Origin of the sequence: Luteibaculum oceani (genome assembly GCF_007995015.1) — a bacterium.
GTDB lineage: Bacteria > Bacteroidota > Bacteroidia > Flavobacteriales_D > Luteibaculaceae > Luteibaculum > Luteibaculum oceani.
This window is the reverse complement of the sequence record NZ_VORB01000001.1, coordinates 480011-500093: the sequence shown is the minus strand read 5'-3', so window position 1 is coordinate 500093 and position 20083 is coordinate 480011. Positions and strand designations below refer to the sequence as shown.

Sequence of the window (20083 nt, the reverse complement as noted above, 5' to 3'; positions counted from 1 at the left end):
ATCTAAATAAACATGATAAAAGTTTCGGACAACGCACGTGAACAAGTAGCCAAATTGTTGGCAGAGGATCACAAAGGAAAAGACGCCTTTGTCCGAGTTGGAGTTAAAGGTGGTGGATGCTCTGGATTAATGTACAATTTGGAGTTCGACAACCAGCTTTCTGAACAGGATAAAGTTTTCGAAGACAACGGCGTAAAAGTAGTAGTAGACAAAAAGAGCTTTTTGTATTTGGTAGGAACCGAATTGGATTATTCCGGTGGATTAAACGGAAAGGGATTCGTGTTTGTTAATCCAAACGCTAACCGTACCTGCGGTTGCGGAGAAAGTTTCTCATTATAAAATTGTAGGACACAAAGTAGATGGAGGGGAAAGACAAAATACTCGAAGAGGTAACCCAACAGGAGTATAAGTATGGATTTTATACCAATATAGAATCCGACAAAGCTCCTAAGGGCCTAAACGAGGATATCATCAAACTTATTTCAGCCAAAAAGAACGAGCCAGAATGGCTGCTGGAATATAGACTTAAGGCTTTTGAGGTTTGGAAAACCATGAAAGAGCCAAATTGGGCACACGTAAAGTATACCCCGGTAGATTACCAGGATATCCACTATTACGCAGCTCCAAAAAAGAAGAAGGAATACGAAAGTTTAGACGAGGTGGATCCAGAATTGCTGGAAACCTTTAGTAAACTGGGAATAAGCCTCGATGAGCAAAAACGCCTAGTTGGAGTTGCGGTAGACGTGGTAATGGATTCGGTTTCTGTTAAAACCACCTTTAAGGACAAGCTTGCGGAGTTAGGTATTATTTTCTGCTCCTTTTCAGAAGCAGTACAAGAGCACCCAGAGCTGGTTAAAAAATATCTTGGGTCTGTAGTTCCCGTAACCGATAATTTCTTCGCAGCGCTAAACGCAGCTGTTTTTACCGATGGTAGCTTCTGCTACATTCCAAAAGGGGTAAGATGCCCAATGGAATTAAGTACCTACTTCCGTATTAACGAAGCAGGAACGGGACAATTCGAAAGGACTTTAGTGGTAGCCGACAAGGGAAGTTACTGTTCATATCTAGAAGGTTGTACGGCACCGCAGCGCGACGAAAACCAATTGCATGCAGCAGTGGTTGAATTGGTTGCTTTAGACGATGCTGAGATAAAATACTCTACCGTTCAAAACTGGTATCCTGGAGATAAAAACGGTAAAGGTGGGGTATACAACTTCGTTACTAAGAGAGGACTTTGCGAGGGTAAAAACTCGAAAATTTCTTGGACACAAGTAGAAACTGGGTCATCAATCACCTGGAAATATCCTTCATGTATCTTAAAAGGAGATAATTCCGAGGGTGAATTTTACTCTGTAGCGGTTACCAACAATCACCAGCAGGCAGATACCGGTACCAAAATGCTACACCTGGGTAATAATACCAGAAGTATCATTATTAGTAAGGGTATTTCAGCAGGGCAGTCTAATAACTCATACAGAGGTTTGGTTAAAGTGGCCAAGAATGCTAAAAACGCCCGTAACTTCTCACAATGCGACTCGCTACTTATGTCGGATCGTTGTGGAGCGCACACTTTCCCTTATATAGAATGCGACAATGCCGATGCACAAATTGAGCACGAGGCAACCACAAGTAAAATTGGAGAAGATCAAATTTTCTACTGCAATCAAAGAGGTATAGAAACGGAAAAGGCTGTTGCCCTAATCGTTAACGGATATTGTAAAGAGGTACTTAATAAGTTACCTATGGAATTTGCTGTAGAAGCAAGAAAATTATTAGAAGTAAGCTTAGAAGGAAGCGTAGGTTAATAAAAGAGAAGAAGATTAAAATGTTATCAATAAAGAATCTACAAGCCTCAATAGAGGGGAAGGAAATTTTAAAGGGAATCAACCTTGAAATTAAACCAGGTGAAGTACACGCTATTATGGGACCAAATGGTTCGGGAAAATCTACCCTAGCATCTGTATTAGCTGGAAGAGAAGAATACGAGGTTACAGGTGGAGAGGCAACTTTTAATGGTGAAGATCTGTTGGATCTAGATCCAGAGGAAAGAGCACACAAAGGATTATTCCTTGCTTTTCAATACCCTGTAGAAATCCCGGGTGTTTCTAACATCAACTTCCTAAAAACAAGTATTAACGAAATCAGAAAAGCCAGAGGAGAAGAAGAAATTTCTGCTGGAGATTTTCTGAAAATGGTAAAAGAAAAATCTGCCTTGGTGGATCTTCCTGATAACCTAGCAAAACGTTCGGTAAACGAAGGTTTTTCTGGAGGAGAGAAGAAAAGAAACGAGATTTTTCAAATGGCCATGTTAGAGCCCAAATTAGCCATCTTAGATGAAACCGATTCTGGTTTAGATATCGATGCGCTAAGAGTTGTAGCTAATGGGGTAAACAAATTAAAAAGCCCTGAAAATGCAACCATCGTAGTAACGCATTACCAAAGGTTGTTAGACTACATTGTTCCAGATTTTGTACACGTTTTATACAAAGGAAGAATTGTGAAGTCTGGCGACAAATCTCTTGCGCTAGAATTAGAAGAAAAAGGGTACGATTGGATTAAAGAAGGGGTAGAAGCGGTTTAATATGCTTACAGCAGAATCTAAAGTGAAAAATAGCTTTTTGAGTAACCTAGAACCGAACAATTCGGTTCTTGCCAATCCGCTTTCGAAGGAAGCAGTAGAGCTTTTGCATACTGCTGATTTTCCTACGAGAAAAAGCGAGTTCTGGAAATACTCGAGAACAGCAAAAATTCAGAATGGGAATTTCTCATTTCAAGAAAATAACAATTTCAATTTCAACAACGCATTCTCCAACAATACCATTGACATTGTAAATGGTAAGATTCAAGGGAATAACACCCAGGGAATAATCGTTAAGAAGCTTGAGGATTGCTCTAGCGAAGAGTTGTCGAAAATTGGAACCATTGCCAATTTCCACCGCGATGTGTTTAGCCTTATGCACCAGGCATTTTTTCAAGATGTGTTGGTAATTACAGTACCAGAATCTACTGTAATAGAGGAGGCTGTACAAATCAACATTGCGTCTACGGGTAACAATAGCGTTTCTTTCCCAAGAATTTTTATCTGTGCAGAAGAACTTTCAAAGTCTAAGTTCATCATCAACACAGAGTCTGAAGGGGATAACCAATTGTTGTACGTACAGAGTGAAATTCACGTTGAGGCGAATGCAAAACTTCATCTCGAACTAAACAACAGTGCTAATTCAGACTTTCTTATCACCGATACAGCAGCTAATGTTGAGAGCGGTGCGGTTTTCCACATAAACACCTTGTGTTTCGACGGAAACTGGCAAAGAAACAACCTAGACATCAATCTGATTGGAGAATTTGCACATGCCGAACTTAACGGTATTGTAATGCCCAACGGAGCACAGCATTTCGATAACCACACCATGGTTAGCCATTGCGTGCCTAATTGCACCTCTTCCGAAAACTATAAAAATGTAGTGGATGGAAAAGGAACGGCCATTTTCAATGGTAAAATAATGGTGCATCAAGATGCGCAGAAAACAAATGCTTTCCAGTCGAGTTCTAATATTCTACTTAGTGATAACGCAACGGTTAATGCTAAGCCAGAACTTGAAATTTATGCTGATGACGTTAAGTGTTCACATGGATCCACTACGGGTAAATTGAACAGTGAGGCATTGTTTTATCTGCAATCGAGAGGAGTTCCTGCAAGAGAGGCCAAAAAATTGCTTTTAAAGGCGTTTGCGGCTGAGGTATTGGAATCTATATCAGTTGATGCGGTTAAAGAATTAGCTGAAACAGCAATAGACAAAAAACTAGCTTAAGCTTGATTAAAGAATTGGTAAATACAGCGGAGATAAGAAAGCTCTTCCCTATTTTAAATACGGAGGTAAACGGAAAACCATTGGTGTATTTCGATAACGGTGCAACTACTCAGAAACCGAAATCGGTAATTGATTGCGAGCGCCATTATTACGAAAAATTAAACGCCAATATCCATCGTGGGGTGCATCACTTAAGTCAAATCTCCACCGATGCTTTTGAAGCCTCTAGAAAAGCTGTACAATCCTTTATTAATGCTAAACACAGCGAAGAAATAATATTTACAAACGGAACAACTGAAGGGATAAATATTGTTGCTCAATCGTTCCGTAAGAGTGGATTTGTAGGTAAGGGAGATGAAATTTTGATTTCGGCCCTAGAACACCACAGTAACATAGTGCCCTGGCAGATGCTCGCCGAAGAGGTTGAGGCTACTGTGAAAGTGGTTCCTTTTAACGAAAAAGGTGAGCTTGATACAGAAGCTTTCAGAAGCCTAATTAATCAGCGAACCAAAATCGTAGCCATTTCGCATATTTCTAATGCCCTTGGAAGTATAAACCCAATTAAGAAATTCATCGATTGGTCTCATGCTTTGGGAATTCCAGTGCTGATTGATGGGGCACAAGCTGCACCTCACTGCAAATTAGACATGCAAGAATTGGATGCAGATTTTTACACCTTTTCAGCACATAAAATGTACGGTCCCACTGGGGTTGGAGTATTGTACGGCAAAAGAGATTGGCTGAATAAAATGGAACCAGTTGTGGGCGGAGGCGAAATGATTGCTACAGTTAGTTTCGACAAAACCACCTATGCAGAGCTTCCCCATAAATTCGAGGCAGGTACTCCCAACATTGCAGGGGTGATAGCCCTTAAACCAGCGATAGAATTTATTGAAAAAGTTGGTTTCGATGAAATCCATGCAATCGAACAGCAATTACTCGATTACGCTACCGAAAAATTAAGTGCTTTACCCGATGTTCGAATAATAGGAACAGCAGAAAATAAAGCTTCGTTGGTTTCCTTTATTGTGGATGGAGTTCATCCATATGACATTGGAACCATTTTGGATAAAATGGGGATTGCTGTTAGGACTGGACACCATTGTGCCCAACCAATTATGGACCAGTTTAAGATACCTGGAACCATAAGAGCCTCTTTTGCCATCTATAACACTACCGAAGAAATTGATGCATTGGTTAAAGGCCTAGAAAGAGCCATTAACATGCTTAAATAGCTTTACCATGACCATAGAACAGCGGGAAAATGAATTGAGAGAAACCTTTGGTTTTTTTGATGATTGGATGGATAAGTATGAACATATTATCCAATTAGGTAAGGAATTACCACTTCTTGCTGAAGAAGAAAAAGCAGACGAATTGCTAATTAAAGGTTGCCAAAGTCGCGTATGGCTTAAACCGAACTACAACGGAGAAGTTGTAACCTTTAAAGCAGATAGTGATGCTATTATTACCAAAGGAATTATTTCCATCCTTATTAAAGTACTGAACAACCAAAAGCCTAAAGACATTGTTGATGCCAAGCTGGAAATAATTGATGAAATAGGGTTGAAAGAACATTTGTCACCTACCCGCAGTAACGGTTTGGTTAGTATGATCAAACAGATTAAAAATTATGCACTAGCATATTCACTTACCCAAAAAGCACAGTAATGGACAAAAAGTCTATTGAAAATAACATCATAGATACCCTAAAAAGTATTTTCGACCCGGAAATACCCGTTGATATCTACCAACTTGGACTCATTTACGAAATTAACATCGACGATAATGCGGATGTTGAAATAGTAATGACTCTAACCACTCCCAATTGCCCCGTTGCCGAATCTATGCCTGCAGAAGTAGAGCAGAAAGTTAAAGACACGGAAGGCGTGAACGATGCCAAAGTTAAGTTGGTATTTGACCCACCATGGGACAAGGAGATGATGACCGAAGAAGCCAAACTGGAATTGGGATTTTTATAAATGATTATGGAACCCATTATTAATCGAGTAGCAAATTCAAAATTAATTACACTAGACCTAGATGAGTTTATTCCCAGCGAATCCATAACTGCAATTCCAATAGCAGAGGGTTTGTATGAAGGATTAATCCTAAAGGAGAAGGATTTTAGGAATTGGGTAAATCAATTAGTTAGTAAATATCAAGACCAAGTCCTTACCATTATCGATACGAAGGACGCTATTGTTCCAAAATGGGCTTATTTACTGCTTTCTACAGCACTTTCCTCAAAAGGGAACACAATATACTTCTCAGATAAAGAAAAGGCTTTAGAAAGGCTAATATTAGATAAAGTTAATAGCCAGTTTGCAAGTTCTCTTGCGGAGCGATCAATGGTTATTATTAAAGGATGTGGTAAACTAGATCTATCAGGAGAATTTTACGGGGAACTAGCAAAACTGCTGAGGCCTAAATGCAAAAGCCTCATGTTTGGGGAACCTTGTTCTACAGTGCCCATTTACAAAGCATAAAAAAAGCCCCACCGTAGAAGGTGGGGCTTTTTTAATTAGGTATATCTGGGTTTACTCATTAATCGCAATTACCCTAATCTCAGTTCTTCTGTTTTGTTTGTGCTCCGCTTCTGTACACGCAACACCATCAGAACAATTATTCTTCAATTTCTCCTCACCATATCCTTTAGCTAGGATACGCTCAACAGAAATTCCTCTACTCACAATGTAATCTACCGCACTTTGAGCACGTTTTTGGCTTAATTCCATGTTGTAATTAGCATCCCCTCTAGAATCTGTATGTGAGCTTAGCTCAATAGATACTGAAGGATTATCCTGCATAAATTCTACAACTTTATCTAATTGTTTTCCAGCATCAGCAGTAATATTCCATTTACCTAGTTCGTAGTACACGTTTGGAATTTCAATTACTTGATTAACTCTAATGCGCTCAAGGAAAATATCATCAACCTGAATTGGTCTATTCACATCCTGACCAGCAGTTGAGAAAATTTTGCTCTTAGCCATAAATCCTGGCTTGGCAGCCTTAAGCGTATAAGTACTATTAGGGTCTAGTATGAAAGAGAACTTACCATCAGGACCCGTTAATGTTTTTTGGATTTGTTGAGAAGAGGACTTAATTAAAGTCATTTCTACACCAGCTAGTTTGATAGAAGATCCAACCTCACGGATAATCCCCTTAGCCATTAGGTTGTTCTTCTCAACTCTAACAGTCATATTCTTAACTTCTCCAGCAGGAAAAACAGGAACATTAACCTCAGTCTGAGTGTAATTTCCACCTTCTGTCATTAAAGTGTATTGCTCTTGTCTGTTAAGAGTAAAAGTAAAGTAACCGTCTTCATCAGCCACCGATCTACCTAACACGGCACCATCAGCATTCTTTACGTATACAGTTACATTAGGAACGGTAAAATCATTCTGATCTATTACCTGACCGTTTAACACGTAGACTTCGCTTTGCTCGTCAAAGATGAAAGCATAGATATCATCTCCACCAACTCCACCTTTCCTATTAGATGAGAAATAGCCGAATGTCTTAGCAGAATCTGTTACAAAAGCGAAATCATCTCTTGAAGAGTTAATAGGCTTCTTCATGTTTTCAACACCACGCCATACCCCTCTTGAGTATTTCACTTTAAAAATATCAAGACCTCCAAGACCTACATGTCCATCGGAAGCAAAGTAAAGTTCATTTGATTCATGAATGAAAGGGAAGGTCTCATTTCCTTCGGTGTTTACAGTTGGACCCAAATTTTTAGGTCTTCCCCAAAAACCTCTATCGTACTCAACTTCGTAGATATCATACCCACCATAACCACCTGGCATGTCAGAAGCGAAGTACAATTTGTTACCATCCTTTGTTAAGCTCGGGTGTGCAACGTTAAACTCATCACTATTAAATGGAAGTGGCTCAATATTTACAAAGTCGTTACCCGCAAGAGTTGCTCTGTATATTTTCAATTTTGGCTTACCACTTCTAGAGCGAGTATACTCACCACCTCTAGTAAAATAAATTTGTAATCCATCAGCTGAAAAAGAGGCCGAACCTTCGTGAAACTTAGTATTTAGTGATTTACTTAATAACTCGGGAGTTGTAAGAGCACCACCTGCAACACGATCCGATACATATAAATCCAAAAATTCTCCTCCATTATAGGCCCAAGTCCTTAAAATAGCGGGGTTTTCATACCCACTAGAAGAGAATACGACAGAATTTTCACCAAAGAAAGCTGCCCCAAAATCTGGACCTTCTGTGTTTACTTCTGCATTAGAAATCTTGTATGGATGTACAATTGGACTTAGTTTTCTAACATAATCTCCAGCGGAATTATGCATTACACCTCGGGTATCTTCTGGCTTTAACTCTTGGAATAAACGCATCCAATTGTTAGCCTCGGCATATTTACCATTCGCTTTAAGCATTTGAGCGTAATAGTAAACCTCCATAGGTGTACGAGATCTTAATTGCACTGCCTGAGCATACCAAACCTCAGCCTGCTCAAAATCTCTCATTTGGTTAAAACAATATGCCAAATTGTGAATCGCCTCATCTGGAACCCTATCCTTGGTATAGGCAATATCTAAATACAGTTGAGCCGCTTTGAAATAGGCTTCATCTTCAAACAGCTGGTTTGCACGGTCTAATAACTTAAACTGACCGAACGCAGCTGAACTAATTAAAATGGCTAAAACAACGGCTAGTCGTTTGGTAAGATTCATGTTGCTATGGTTAGAAATATCTTGGTGATCTAATACGGCTACTTCTGTAGATGAAGTCATACGACAACATCACTTCATGTGTTCCATTATTATACATTCCAAGGTCGCTGGTAGTATAATCATAAGAGTAACCTAGAGTAAATTGTTCGGTTAGGAAGAATTGTAAGATACCTCCAAAAGAGTCTCCTAATCTGTGCATTACTCCAACTCCAAACTTCTCAAAGAAAATTGCATTTGCAGTAACATCCAATGCTACGGGTGCACCACTGGTATATCTCACAGCAAAGGAAGGCTTCAAGAAAATTTGTGGATTTAACTCTACTAGGGCTCCCGCCATTGCATGTACGTGCATATTCTGGCGATAGGAAGCAAATTGAGAACCTTCTGGAACAACTTCGTTAGGCAAGAAACTTGGTACGCTAATACCTCCAAAAAATTTCTGATTAGAGAAATAAGCACCAAAACCTATGGTTGGTAAAAACTCCCCGCTGATTGACTGTGCAAATGCTGGATCCGTTGAAGATCCATTACCCTGCTCTTGGCTAGTATTTACATTGGCAAAATCTGCGTTGAATAAAGAACCTCCTCCACGTAAACCTACACGTAGAAAACCATCTCTAGTCACTTGAAAACGATACACTACATCTACGTAGAATCCTGTATTTGTTACAGGTCCAATTTCGTCGTTGTACACTCCAAGACCAAGTGCTAGACTTTTGTCCTGAATTGGTGAGTGAATATTGAAATTGGTGGTAGAAGGAGCGCCATCGAATCCAACCCACTGCTCTCTATGAGATAAAGTAGCGTTAAGGGCCTCTTTAGAACCAGAATAACCTGGGTTAACTGAAGCTGGATTTTGAATATAAAGCGTACTTAATGGATCCTGCTGGGCAGAAGCATTAAATGCTCCTCCCAACAAAATTACCAATCCAAGTGCTATTTTATTAAATGACTTTTTCATGAGTCCTCAGTTTCTTAATTCTTAATTTCTGCTGATGAATACGTATCCTGTTAATGCTTCCTGACCTATTCCTAAATCGAAGGTATAGAAGTAAGTTCCATCAGGCAATACATCTCCATCTTTAGTACCATCCCAAGTATTATCGTAATTCTCCATTTCGAATACTAGAGCACCCCATCTGTTGTACACTCTTAAAGTATTTCCTGGGAAGAATTCACTATCTGGAATTACAAAGAAGTCGTTAATTCTATCTCCGTTTGGCGAGAATCCTTCAGGGATATAAGTTTCAATCTTACAATTGTCACCCGCATCTCTGTAGTTAGGAATTCCGTCACCATCGCAGTCACCATCTCCTTCAAGACGATCTAGAATTCCATCTCCATCAGCATCTATAGATCTGAAGTCATAAATTCCATTTCCGTCTGAATCTCTAGGTGCAGAATCAGTACCTTCATCTCCTTCACCTCTTTCTTGCTCATCCAATAATCCATCATCATCTGAGTCTGCATCATGGAAGTCAGGTGTACCATCTCCGTCTGCATCGAAAGGCCTATTTACGATAGACTGAAGGTTATCTAATACCTCATACTTATCTTCAATTCCGTCATCATCTGAATCGAAATCTAGGAAGTCTGGAATACCATCAAGATCGAAGTCAACAAATAAGTTAGTTGTAATGGTATCTGGACTTGTTACAGAACCAACTGCCTCGAAGATATCAAGGTATCTATCATTATCTGAATCGACATCCTGGAAGTTGAAAATTCCATCCATATCTGTATCTAGAAGATCACCATTAGCAGCTAATTCAAGTGCATCTGGAATTTTATCTCCATCAGCATCTAGATCTCTATAATCCGCTCTCGTATCACCATCGGTATTAACCGGCTGTTGTCCAAGAGTAATGTTTCCTCTTTCAATTGCATCTGCAATTCCATCTCCATCCGCATCAAAATCGATGAAGTCAGGAAGTGTATCAGATACAGAGAACGAAGATCTTTGATCTTTATCTGTATTTCTTGGAATTTCAATCGGTCCTTTTTCGATAAAGTCGGCTATACCATCATTATCAGAGTCAACGTCAAGGAAGTTAGGAATACCGTCTCCATCGAAATCGTTAGGCACTCCGAATTGGTTCTTATACGCCTCTCTTCTATCCTCTATTCCATCACCGTCAGAGTCTGTATCTCTAAAGTTTGGAACATTGTCAGTTACTACAATTCCAGGACCTGGGTTAGCATTGGTATTAATTACTACCAATAAGCTTCCACCTTGGTTTTCTCTTGAGTCAGAAATTCCGTCGTTATCAGAATCTGTATCAAGATAGTCTGGAGTATCATCTACATCGGTATCCACAACTGCGAATACAAAAGTAGTTCCAGCTAAGTCATTGTTTGGTCTAGCTTCAATTTGATCTCCAATACCATCACCGTCAGAATCTTTGTTCAGGTAATCGAATGGTGCAATACCAGGACCTTGGAATGATAATGGTGCTGAACCGTTATCGGTTAATCCTTTGGTTGTATTGTTAATACCAGCAGCATTAACAGCATCCGTTTTACCATCGGAGTTACCATCGAAAGCAGCATAGTTGTCTGCTCCAAATGCTTCAACGATATCTGGAATTAAGTCGTTATCAGAATCTAAATCCAATGCGTTGATCAATCCATCTCCATCGAAATCGAAGGCTGCAACAACACCATTTTTAATTGTAGATCCAACTAGTGCAGCATAATCAGCATCCTGGAAGTTCAACAAGGCATCGTTATCATGGTTTCCGAATGGATTTCTATTTCCACCAGCTATTCTTGATTCAACTAGGTTGCTAATACCATCGCCATCCACATCAAGATCCTGATTGTTTCTAACACCATCTCCATCTAAGTCTCCACATAGAATAGAGTTGGCATCATCTTTATCTTGAATGTAAATGTTAGCTATCGCTGTATCCTTTCCACACTCAGAATCGGTAATGATTAATCTGATGCTGTAATTACCTGCAGATAAACGATCTGGGAAGAATACTCCTCCACTTAAGGCTCCAGCTGCACTAATTCCTGGGCTTGGGAAAAGCTTTTGGTTAGCACTACGCTGAGGGAATAAATCCAATGCTGGGAATTCTTGACCAGCAACGTTACAGTAGAATACCGTGGTATCTCTACCTGCATTTGGTTGTCTTCTTACATCTACAGTGAAGAAGGCTACAGTTGGTCCACAGTTCTCGTAAAGAGCTGGAACTCTATATGCATACTCATAAGTAGATCCAATTCCACCATCGTTAGTTTGACCAAGGTCGAACATGTTTCCGTCTACAAGACCTCCAATACCATTGGTATCAATCCAAACTCCTGCGCCGTTAGTTCCGAAGAACACATCTAGGTTGATAATTCCATTGTAACATACTGCTATAGTAGTATCTCTACCAGCCGCAGTGTTGTCACCGATTTTCACAGTAACTCTAGAAGTACTAGTTAACACGGTATCAGCACATTCAGCCTCTACAGTATAGTCATACTTGTAAGTACCTCTGTTCAAGTCCTTAGGTGAAATTAAAGCGCTATTGTTCCCATCATAAGACGGTGCTGGAGTTCCAGATACACCTCTCCAAGTTCCTTCTGGAAGCCAATCTACATTTTCATTTCCAAGTGCATCGAATAAGTTGTACTCGAATAACTTCTCACAAATGAATACTGTAGTATCTCCACCTGAAATTGGACCAGGAGACAGGTTAACTGTTACCGTAGCGGTGTCGTTATAACAACGTGCATCAATTACATACTTGAAACAAACTTGTGATTGTGGGTCTGGCTCAAGCGTTCTATAGCGCTCGTGGTTAAATATCTGATCTTTATTTCCTTCCATGTACTGCTCCAAGTCTGGATTACATGGAATGAAATAACCAATTGGGCTGTAGTTTCCTTTAATTCCGTCAAACAGATCAAGCTTTGGCGCACCAGCACAAGCGTTAATGCTTCCATCGGTACCTGCTCTTTCTATCTTGTTCACCTTAATATTAAGTACAGCAGAATCTAGTTCACAAATTTGTCCATCACCTACGGTGTAAACTATTGTGTGTAGTCCTACACCTGCAGTATTAGGATCGAAGAATCCTCCGAAATTTAATCCAGCATTAGTAGAAGCCTTTCTTCCTTTGAATACTCCATTTCTATCAATGGTTTTTCCAGGAATCTGATTCTTAGCTAATAATCCGTATAGATCGTATAATCCGTTATTTAAACAGATAGTGTCTTTGGCATTAGCTCCAGGATAAGGTTTTGGAGTAATGTTCAGACGAATCTGAAGGGTAGCAGGAGGACAGTCTCCTTTGTTTACCTCATACTCTATAAGTACTGAAGAACAATTAGTAGTACCTCTGTTATAAACTGCGTTGTTCCAGTTGTTTGCGTTATCGATAGCTCCACAACCATTTGTTAGGATAGTGAAGGTTCCACTTTGATCGATGTTATTTCCTAGTGGGAATAAATCTCCTAGGTTAGTTACAGGATCGGAACAAACGTCAAACTCATTTACCTGCTGATCAAATCCGTCTAAATCTGGACCAGAAGTAACAGTAATCTCTAATAGTGAAGAGAAGTTCTTCGGATTATTGTTATTTCCTGGATCATTTACACTACTTACCACTGGGTTAACACAAGCTACTGTAGGTATGTTATAGCGAACTATGTATAGGTTAGGGTTCGCTCCAGTCATTCTGAAGTTCTGACCTAATATTCTACCATTTGCATTAGATGTTACCGCAGTAAAGAAGTGACGGTTTGGATCGAATGGATCTTTAGTTCCACTAATTTGAGTGTGCATGTTAAAGGTTGGTGAACCTTCACAAATACTGTACTCAGTTAATGGATCTTGACCTGGTCCAGGACCTCCACCTGGTTGAGGAATCTTCTCTACGTTAATTCTCAATCCAACTTGAGTTCTAGCCTCACCACACTTGTTGTTCTTATCTTTACCGCTCGTAAGTTTTAATCTTACGTTGTATGGGTTTTTATTGTTAGGAACTGGAGGTTTTGGCATAGTTGGAGCCAATCTCGAAATATCCAAGAAGTATGGCTGAGATGGACTCTGGTTATAGATAGTACCATCTGTAACTGGGTCTGGAGTACCAGGGATTCCGTCGAAAGCAATAGTATCGAACTTAGGGTTGAATATATCTCTGATATCCAGTTTAGCAGGATCTCTTCTCAATTCAGAGAAGTACTGCTTAAGATCTAAGTCCGTAATAGAGTTACATACAGTGATATCACCAGGACCTGCTGGATCTACCTCTAAAGTAAATCGCTTATCATAATCTGGCATCACTGCAGCGATTACAACAGACGAACTCTTGCCACAACCAATTTCACGAGGAACAGCAGTAGAAGTTCCTTCATAATATGTTGGGATAGTTAGTTTTCCTGCAGAAGTATCTCTTACAGTATATTCGAAGTATAGTAAACGGTCTGTTTTCAACCATTGCCAGAAAGACAAGTTGTTAACACCACCAGAATACTGACGGCTTCCGTTAATAGTTTCCGTTCCTTCCCAGTATTTTACAAACTCTTCTACATCAAACTCTGAAGAATCCGCACCGGTAAAGAAACGAGATCTGTCTCTTTTATTTACTTCATCTAAAACTTGTTGAGGAACTAGGTAACCTGCATTAGGCTTAACCAATTTCCATCTTCCATATAGAGGACGACCTGGATTTCCTAGAGGCTCATCGAAAGAGTTAGGCACAAAACCATTTAATAGGTTTACTGCATTTTCATCCTCACAAGCATATAGTAATGAATCATCACCACCTTTTGGTGTCCCAGATTCTAACTTCTTAGAAACATAGGCAACAACGTTTGCAGAATCATCTGGACATTCTGGAACCTCAACAATATAAATATGTCTGAATCCAGTATCTGGTGATTGTAATTCAACATTAGCAGGATCGAAAGTAGCGTTATAAGTTGCACCAACTAAACCACCTGCACCATCAGTATCTTCCCAGATTCCAGTAGTGTTTGCTCCTGGCCCTAGGTAATCTTTCATGTTAACAACAGGCTCAGTTGAACATCTTACAAATAGGCTATCCTTACCTGCGAAACCAACTTGGTTTACAGTTATTTTAAAGAACGCTGTATCTGCCTCACAACCTGCATTGAAAGTTCTGTAGAAGAAGTTATATGTTCCTCCACCAAGATTTTTAACGTTAACCAATCCAGTGTTAGAGTTTGTAACTGCGTTAGCTACCGACTCTAGTGCTCCGAATTCCTCCATTACATCTGTAGCTGGAGCTACACCATGAACAGCACCATTCGCATTTCCTGAAATTTGATCAGAAAGGCTGTAGAAGTACTGCTTTTTGTTCATGTCTACGTTACAAATAGTCTCGGCAAAATCTGCACCCGACTTAGGTTCGTTGTAAACCTCAATTTGTAATTGTGAAGAAACTGCTGGACACTCTCCATCTTTAGGGAAAGTATAGGTATAAGTAAATGTACCCGCACCTGCTGCTGAAGCGTTGAACTTAGCATTTTCAGAAGTTCCAGAAAGGAATACGGTTGGTGACCATGTTCCTCCATTGTCTGGAGTTCCGTTTAATTCGTTAATCAATGTTCTTGGTCCATCAGCTGTACAAGCCAAAATGCTGTTAGACATTCCTGGGTCCTTGAACGGACTAACGTTAAATGTCAATACCGCCGCATCATCAGGGCAAGGCCCGTCACCTTCTACTCTATAGTTGAAAGTAAACGTTCCACCATCAGTATCAAACTGGAAAGCAGTTGGATTAGCAGTCGGGACATCTCCCACAGTCTCTAGTGGACCGAAGAAATCTCCATCTGTATCCGCAGCAGATAATAAAGTATCGTATAGATTAATTGGTGCAGAAGGACAAATACTATAGTTCGCATCTGGACCTGCCTCAGGCTTTAAGAAAAACTCAACGGTAACGATAATAGAATCAATTCTACAGATATCGTTCCCTTGGTTATCTGGGTTTCTGTAGTACTTACGGAATTTGTATGTTCCCGCAACCGTTTCTTTGTTAGGCTCGAAGAATGCTTGGTTTTGTACTCTAGAAGCTCCTGCTGGCCACTGGTAATTCTCCCAGTTTCCAGAAGTACGGAATGCATCATCTACCAAGTTATCCATTGCGATAATTGGATCGTTCTCACAAACCTGAGTATCAACAGTAGTTGGAACTACGTATGGCTCTGGGTAAATTCTAACGTAAACGCACTCTCTAGTTGGAGAACACTCTCCTGTTTCATCCTTTACTTCGTAACAAAGTTGGAAAAGCTTAGAAGCTTGAGGTGGGTTAACATTAAATTGAGAGGCATCTAAAAATCTAGAGCTATTGATTTGAGGGCTATTAAGTGCTGTTTCCGTTCCAGACTCAACTAGAAGCCATTGTCCATTAATATCTGGAGTTGGTCTAGATGGATCACCATCTAATAAAGCAAATAAGTCTACGTTTTGCTGATCAACACAAAGTTTTAATGGATTGGAAATACTTGTACCATCATTTTTACCAGCATAAGGCTTTCTTAATACGGTAAGTGTAACTTGATCTTGATCTGAAGGACACTCAGGATTAGAAACCGTGTATTTATAAGTATAAGAACCAGGAGCTGGCATTGGAGAAACAATTCCATTAGGAACTACATTTCCACCGTTATCCGTCCAAACCCCATCTGGATCTGGATTAGAAGCTGGATCTAATAAAGTATTTAAATCGAAATCAGCTAAATCCTCACAAACTTCATTATCTGCGTTAGGATTAGCATCACCCGCGTTAGGCAATTTATACACTCTATATCTCACAGGCGTAGCAACTTCACCACATCCGTTATCAAAAGTAACGTAGTGTGTGAACGTATAATCGAAGAAAGCTGGACCACCATCCGCTGGCGCCGGATATGCGCTCGGATTTATGTTAAGGAAATTATCTCCAGGTGAACCATTTTTAAGTACCACGTCTGGCCCGGTTGGGTTGCTAGGACTTGGTCCTTCCCATCTCTGAGTAAGAATTCTAGCGTTGTAATCGGATACGATCCACTCTACATCAGAAACAAGAGTAGCTGGATCACCTATACAAACATCCGCTTCAGTTACATCTTTATTGGTAGGCTCATCTCCTTCAACGATGATATCAATGGTTTGCGTTTGAGATGCAACACCTATCTCATCAATACCCGTTAATCTAACAGTATATCTTCCAACGGCAGCATAAGTATGAGTAGGCGTATTGAATTCAGACTGTCCAGTATTATCGTACTGTAAACGGTTAGCCACTTCATCAACATTAAATGTATCAAGCGGAGAACCATCACCCCAGTCAACCACCACAGAATCGAGGCGTTGCTTGTAGGATCCAAGGTCTTTAAACTCAAAAGTCTGCCCGTTAGCAGAGAAGTCGTCATCCATCACCCATCTTACCGACGCGTCGAATCCACAGAAAACGTAAGCTTGGTTTGACATACCTGGAGAGAACACGAAATCCTCATCGTTACCTTCTGCAAAACCAATCCAGTTGTAGTTACTTGGGATAAGCGTCCCAGCACTATTTACTAGATCTACATTGGCTTCCCACCCAGCGGCAGCAACACCACCACTTTCAAACCAAACAAAAGAAATTCTTCCGTTTGAAGCTGCAGAACCGGTAAAGGTTATTGGAGCTCCTCTTAAGTTGTTGTTAAGAGTGTCTGTTTGATTCCCTGGAGCTCTAGTGTTGTCCTCATATACGAAAAGGGTATCATTTGGCTCTATATCAGTAGCCGTAAATGAAACTCTAACAAAAGTACCAACACCAACAGGCTGGAACTCAGCAAAACTCTCATCTCCACCGTCGATGTAGTTATTACTGGGTCCTTCCGCATCTGTATAGATGTTTGGAACATTCTCGTAGTCTACTGGAAACACTGTACCCACTCCAACCCCTGTTGGTTGAGCTTGTCCATAAGATTGTATCTGCCATGCCAAAAACGCCACGCAGACCGTGATAAGGTTGAATATTTTACTCATAGCTAGCCTTTTGCCCACTTTGAAACGGTGACAATAATACTAAAATTTCTCCCCATAATCTACGGGGATAAAGTTTTCCACAAAAAATATTGGGTATATATCGAAAAGCTGATACTTAGTATGCTCTTTGGTTATTTCCTTCAAAATAATTTATAAAGGCTCTGTTTACCACTTTATTACCTCCAGGAGTTGGATAATCTCCAGTAAAATACCAGTCTCCTTTACTATTTGGACAAGCCTCGTGTAGTTTTTCGACACTTTGGAAGATAATTTCTACCTCCGATTTTTGTCCAATAGGTTTTAATATTTCAGAGATCTTGGCTTCCATTTCAGCCTGAGTATGAGGCGCATAAATTTGTTTTACGCGGTTTACAACTTTCTCTTTCGGTAATTGAACCTCCTCTAAACACTGTTTATAGGTCTCCTCTAAAATGTGATGCTGACCCTTATCCTTTAGAAGTTCTACGGCTGCCTGGAAGGCAACAAAATCACCTAATCGCGCCATGTCAATCCCGTAACAATCTGGGTAACAGATCATTGGCGCGCTAGAAACCACTACGATCTTCTTTGGTTCAAGTCGATCGAGTATTCTAAGAATGGATTCCTTTAAAGTGGTACCTCTTACAATAGAGTCATCTATTACCACCAAATTATCCTTACCTGGCTGTATGGAATTGTAGGTAATATCGTATACGTGAGATACTAGGTCTTTTCTTCCTTCGTCCGATGAAATAAAGGTTCTAAGCTTAGCGTCTTTGATGGCTACCTTTTCGATTCTTACCTTGGGAGCAAGCTCCTTCAATAGTAAATCTTTGTTTAAATCCGAACCACTTTTTAATAATCTTTCGATATTATTTGCCACAACCTTGTTTTCCAAACCTTTTATCATTCCATAAAAGGCGATCTCCGCTGTGTTTGGAATAAAGGAAAATACAGAGTGGTCTACATCAAAATCTACACTTTTTAAAATACGGTCGGCTAGAAGTTCTCCTAACTTTTTTCTTTCGCCATAAATCTCTTTATCAGAACCTCTTGAAAAATAAATTCTTTCGAATGAGCAGGATTTCTTTTCCCCAGCTGGATTGATTCGCTCAACTTGTAGGTCACCTTTCTTTTTGAGGATAATGGCACATCCTGGCTCCAGCTCCTTGATGTCTTCGTACTTAACGTTAAAGGCAGTTTGGATAACGGGTCTCTCCGAAGTAACCACAGCGATTTCATCGTCCTCGTAATAATGGCAAGGTCTAATTCCGTTTGGGTCTCTTAATACAAAAGCATCTCCATGCCCTAATAATCCCGCCATTACATAACCACCATCAAAATCCTCGGAAGCTTTGTGAAGAATACGTTTTACATCCAATTCGTTGGCGATTAGACGGCTAATTTCCTGATTAGAGTGTCCTTTTTCCTTAAACTGAGCGAAAAGTTTATCGTTCTCGGTGTCTAGGAAGTGCCCAATTTTCTCAAGTACTGTTACCGTATCGGCATACTCCTTTGGATGCTGACCTAGTTCCAATAACTTTCCGAATAACTCGTCTACGTTGGTTAGGTTGAAGTTTCCTGCCAAGACCAAATTGCGAGTCATCCAATTGTTCTGTCTTAAAAAGGGGTGACAAGATTCTATGGAATTTCTTCCGAAAGTTCCATAGCGAAGGTGACCTAGGAAAAGCTCACCAGTAAAGGGTAAGTGTTCCTTTAACCAATTTGGATTCTTTAATTTATCTGGATCGGTGCGCTCTAACTCTGCAAACTCCTCTTGAATAGAAGAGAATATATCCTTGATGGGCTGAGCAAGATTAGATCGCTTTCTACTGATGTATCGGTGTCCTGGTTTAATATCAAACTTGATGTTCGCCAATCCAGCTCCATCTTGTCCGCGGTTGTGCTGCTTCTCCATAAGCAGGTACATTTTATTGAGACCATAGAAAGAGGTACCATACTTTTCGTAATAAAATTGGAGTGGCTTTTTAAGCTTTAAAAGAGCGATACCACATTCGTGCTTTAACGCGTCGGACATAATGGAAATTTGCTGCAAAAATAGCTATTCCAAAATAACTACTTAAGGCTTTGGATGAACTGCACCACAATTCTTACAAGTTCTTAACGCTTCGCTATTATAGAACTTGTTAAAAACGGCATGAAAGTCCTTTTCTATATCCTTTAAACCAAAATATTCTTCGTAAACCTTGGAATTGCATTTCGGACAGAACCATAAAAGGCCATCCTTTTGATTTTCATTTCTTTTTAACTCTATTACCAATCCAATAGAGCCGGCAGATCTTTGAGGTAAGTGAGGAACTCTTGCATCCAGGAGAAATAATTCTTCATCTCCGAGAATTACCTCTTTATGCACTCCATTCACCTGCAAATGAAGATGCAGGTCGCCTTTAATTTGATAGAAAAACTCTGGGGTCTCGTTGTAGTGATAATCAAGTCTTGCATTCGGGCCACCTACGGCCATAACCAGCATATCCTCGTTATCCACAATCACCTTATTACCTACTGGAGGCTTCAAATCTAATTGGTGATCTTGTATCCACTGTTTTAATAGGACCTTATTCATTTGCCTAAAATAAAAAAGCGGG

Annotated in this window: 13 protein-coding genes; 8 read left to right on the top strand and 5 right to left on the bottom strand. The window is 40.0% G+C overall.

Annotation, left to right across the window (positions count from 1 at the left end):
* Positions 1 to 12: 12 nt before the first annotated feature.
* Genes erpA through FRX97_RS02080 form a run of 8 tightly spaced genes read left to right on the top strand, consistent with a single transcriptional unit; the run spans position 13 to position 6301 of the window.
* Positions 13 to 339, top strand: a complete 327-nt coding sequence (erpA, locus tag FRX97_RS02115; RefSeq protein WP_147012892.1) for an iron-sulfur cluster insertion protein ErpA — start codon at positions 13 to 15, stop codon at positions 337 to 339.
* Between the two features lie 20 nt (positions 340 to 359).
* Positions 360 to 1805 carry a Fe-S cluster assembly protein SufB gene (sufB, locus tag FRX97_RS02110; RefSeq protein ID WP_147012890.1) on the top strand — a complete coding sequence of 482 codons (1446 nt, stop codon included), beginning with the start codon at positions 360 to 362 and terminating at the stop codon, positions 1803 to 1805.
* A 20-nt stretch (positions 1806 to 1825) separates the two neighbouring features.
* A complete protein-coding gene (sufC, locus tag FRX97_RS02105) occupies positions 1826 to 2581 on the top strand; it encodes a Fe-S cluster assembly ATPase SufC (protein WP_147012888.1) in 756 nt (251 codons plus the stop codon).
* Positions 2582 to 2618: 37 nt separating this feature from the next.
* Entirely contained in the window at positions 2619 to 3812 is a 1194-nt protein-coding gene (gene sufD, locus FRX97_RS02100) for a Fe-S cluster assembly protein SufD (RefSeq protein ID WP_170226990.1), read from the top strand.
* A gap of 14 nt (positions 3813 to 3826) precedes the next feature.
* The gene (locus FRX97_RS02095) at positions 3827 to 5047 is read left to right on the top strand and encodes an aminotransferase class V-fold PLP-dependent enzyme (protein ID WP_147012947.1); all 1221 of its coding nucleotides are present in this window, start codon (positions 3827 to 3829) and stop codon (positions 5045 to 5047) included.
* A gap of 7 nt (positions 5048 to 5054) precedes the next feature.
* Positions 5055 to 5483, top strand: coding sequence for a SufE family protein (locus tag FRX97_RS02090; protein WP_147012883.1), 429 nt, complete (start codon positions 5055 to 5057; stop codon positions 5481 to 5483).
* Positions 5483 to 5794: an SUF system Fe-S cluster assembly protein gene (locus FRX97_RS02085; protein WP_147012881.1), complete on the top strand. Its 312-nt coding sequence runs from the start codon at positions 5483 to 5485 to the stop codon at positions 5792 to 5794. Before FRX97_RS02090 ends, FRX97_RS02085 begins: the two co-directional genes overlap by 1 nt.
* Positions 5795 to 5800: 6 nt before the next feature.
* Entirely contained in the window at positions 5801 to 6301 is a 501-nt protein-coding gene (locus tag FRX97_RS02080) for a DUF2480 family protein (RefSeq protein ID WP_170226989.1), read from the top strand.
* 51 nt (positions 6302 to 6352) lie between these two features.
* On the opposite strand, the gene FRX97_RS02075 is transcribed toward FRX97_RS02080, so the two are convergent.
* The 5 genes from FRX97_RS02075 to FRX97_RS02055 all read right to left on the bottom strand — a co-directional run bounded on the left by FRX97_RS02075 (position 6353) and on the right by FRX97_RS02055 (position 20061).
* On the bottom strand, positions 6353 to 8581 hold the full coding sequence (locus tag FRX97_RS02075; protein WP_147012877.1) for a carboxypeptidase regulatory-like domain-containing protein: 2229 nt from the start codon (positions 8579 to 8581) through the stop codon (positions 6353 to 6355).
* The gene (locus FRX97_RS02070) at positions 8532 to 9482 is read right to left on the bottom strand and encodes a PorP/SprF family type IX secretion system membrane protein (protein ID WP_147012875.1); all 951 of its coding nucleotides are present in this window, start codon (positions 9480 to 9482) and stop codon (positions 8532 to 8534) included. The genes FRX97_RS02075 and FRX97_RS02070 overlap by 50 nt, the downstream gene beginning before the upstream one ends.
* A gap of 21 nt (positions 9483 to 9503) precedes the next feature.
* Positions 9504 to 17498 carry a T9SS type B sorting domain-containing protein gene (locus FRX97_RS02065; protein WP_147012873.1) on the bottom strand — a complete coding sequence of 2665 codons (7995 nt, stop codon included), beginning with the start codon at positions 17496 to 17498 and terminating at the stop codon, positions 9504 to 9506.
* A 115-nt stretch (positions 17499 to 17613) separates the two neighbouring features.
* Positions 17614 to 19515 (bottom strand): amidophosphoribosyltransferase, encoded by a 1902-nt coding sequence (locus FRX97_RS02060; RefSeq protein ID WP_147012871.1) that lies wholly within the window; start codon positions 19513 to 19515, stop codon positions 17614 to 17616.
* 42 nt (positions 19516 to 19557) lie between these two features.
* Positions 19558 to 20061 carry a 3-hydroxyanthranilate 3,4-dioxygenase gene (locus FRX97_RS02055; RefSeq protein ID WP_147012869.1) on the bottom strand — a complete coding sequence of 168 codons (504 nt, stop codon included), beginning with the start codon at positions 20059 to 20061 and terminating at the stop codon, positions 19558 to 19560.
* Positions 20062 to 20083: the final 22 nt, after the last annotated feature.

Excerpts from the sequence above, each read along its gene's own strand:
- erpA (WP_147012892.1), top strand. The coding sequence starts at position 13 with ATGATAAAAGTTTCGGACAACGCACGTGAACAAGTAGCCAAATTGTTG.
- sufB (WP_147012890.1), top strand. The coding sequence starts at position 360 with ATGGAGGGGAAAGACAAAATACTCGAAGAGGTAACCCAACAGGAGTAT.
- sufC (WP_147012888.1), top strand. The coding sequence starts at position 1,826 with ATGTTATCAATAAAGAATCTACAAGCCTCAATAGAGGGGAAGGAAATT.
- FRX97_RS02090 (WP_147012883.1), top strand. The coding sequence starts at position 5,055 with ATGACCATAGAACAGCGGGAAAATGAATTGAGAGAAACCTTTGGTTTT.
- FRX97_RS02085 (WP_147012881.1), top strand. The coding sequence starts at position 5,483 with ATGGACAAAAAGTCTATTGAAAATAACATCATAGATACCCTAAAAAGT.
- FRX97_RS02080 (WP_170226989.1), top strand. The coding sequence starts at position 5,801 with ATGGAACCCATTATTAATCGAGTAGCAAATTCAAAATTAATTACACTA.
- FRX97_RS02075 (WP_147012877.1), bottom strand. The coding sequence starts at position 8,581 with ATGACTTCATCTACAGAAGTAGCCGTATTAGATCACCAAGATATTTCT.
- FRX97_RS02070 (WP_147012875.1), bottom strand. The coding sequence starts at position 9,482 with ATGAAAAAGTCATTTAATAAAATAGCACTTGGATTGGTAATTTTGTTG.
- FRX97_RS02065 (WP_147012873.1), bottom strand. The coding sequence starts at position 17,498 with ATGAGTAAAATATTCAACCTTATCACGGTCTGCGTGGCGTTTTTGGCA.
- FRX97_RS02060 (WP_147012871.1), bottom strand. The coding sequence starts at position 19,515 with ATGTCCGACGCGTTAAAGCACGAATGTGGTATCGCTCTTTTAAAGCTT.
- FRX97_RS02055 (WP_147012869.1), bottom strand. The coding sequence starts at position 20,061 with ATGAATAAGGTCCTATTAAAACAGTGGATACAAGATCACCAATTAGAT.